Annotated in this window: 1 protein-coding gene and 1 pseudogene; both read left to right on the forward strand. The window is 46.0% G+C overall.

Translation table 11 applies throughout. The annotated features are described in order from the left end of the window. Positions 1–691, forward strand: a 691-nt coding sequence (locus OSC10802_RS42325) for a C39 family peptidase (RefSeq protein WP_017720284.1), incomplete at its 5' end; no start/stop codon positions are given. Positions 692–1,098: 407 nt separating this feature from the next. Continuing rightward, positions 1,099–1,426, forward strand: a pseudogene (locus tag OSC10802_RS53390) (C39 family peptidase); the annotation flags it as partial.

Below are 1,426 nucleotides of genomic sequence, written 5' to 3' on the forward strand. Positions count from 1 at the left end.
GCAAACTCTAACTGCCGGCACGCAAATTCCCATCCACAGCTATCGTTACGACGCCGGCACCGAGCATTACAAAATCGCCTTTCTTTCTACATCATTTAAAGGCAAAAATACCTGGTTCGTTCACAATGACCAAGACATCCAAATCTTGAAAGATGGGAAACGCATTGACCCTTTGCAGCCGATAAAGCTGAACGTTCACTGGCACAGTCAGTTAGATAACAGCTACGAGCCTTACGGAACCTGTAATGTCACCTCAGTAGCCATGTGTCTGGAATACTTTGGCATCAAGTCTCAATACCCCAACCAACAGTTAGAAGACGAACTGTTCCTCTATTGCCAGGATAAAGGCTATGACCGACACTCTCCCGAAGACCTGGCACGGTTAGTGCGAGACTACGGCTGCCAAGATGACTTTCAATATAAAGCTAAATGGCAAGATGTTAAGAATTGGTTAAGCAAAGGCTACCCCGCCATAGTTCACGGATACTTTACCGGCTCAGGACATATCATTACCATCATCGGCTTTAACGACCAAGGCTTTATTGTTAACGATCCTTACGGAGAATGGTTTGAGAGTGGATACGACACCAATGCCAATGGAGGGGGGCTGATATATTCTTACGAAATGATGGATCGCATCTGCGGGCCCGACTCTGACGGTCAGTTGTGGATTCATTACATCTGGAAGTAATCCGATTTGGGATTTGGGATTGCTCTAAAAAAAGCGGATAAACTTAAAATCTAGAAACCAGGTTTATTTTTAAACCTGGTTTTTCCCGCTGAACCCGAATGGCGAGAAGGTTCTAGCCGTCAGCCTTACATAATTTCCCGCAGCAAGGGCATCAGGTGTGAGGAAAACACTCTCATCCTGGCCCACCTTGCCGGCAAAACCCACTCCTGAAACCAGTGCATAAGTTTTTTCCCCCTCACCTAATAACGCTATGTAAGGACAAAGAAACAGCGGAATGGTTCAGGGTTGCAGTAACGAATATGACTGAGAAACCCGTGCAATCCGCAGAGCAAGCGCGATACTTGCAACGCCCAATGTCCTTTCCCTCGACTTAATTTTCATCTTAGCACAGCACTACCAAAAACATTATGGCTACCTACACTCTGAAAGTTCTGAACAATACCGTTCTCAAGCAACAGCCGATTCCCAGCAATCAAATCACCGACCCCAACCAAAAGCAAACTCTAACTGCCGGCACGCAAATTCCCATCCACAGCTATCGTTACGACGCCGGCACCGAGCATTACAAAATCGCCTTTCTTTCTACATCATTTAAAGGCAAAAATACCTGGTTCGTTCACAATGACCAAGACATCCAAATCTTGAAAGATGGGAAACGCATTGACCCTTTGCAGCCGATAAAGCTGAACGTTCACTGGCACAGTCAGTTAGATAACAGCTACGAGCCTTACGGAA

The organism is Kamptonema formosum PCC 10802, assembly GCF_000332335.1.
Classification (GTDB): Bacteria; Cyanobacteriota; Cyanobacteriia; order Cyanobacteriales; family Oscillatoriaceae; genus Oscillatoria.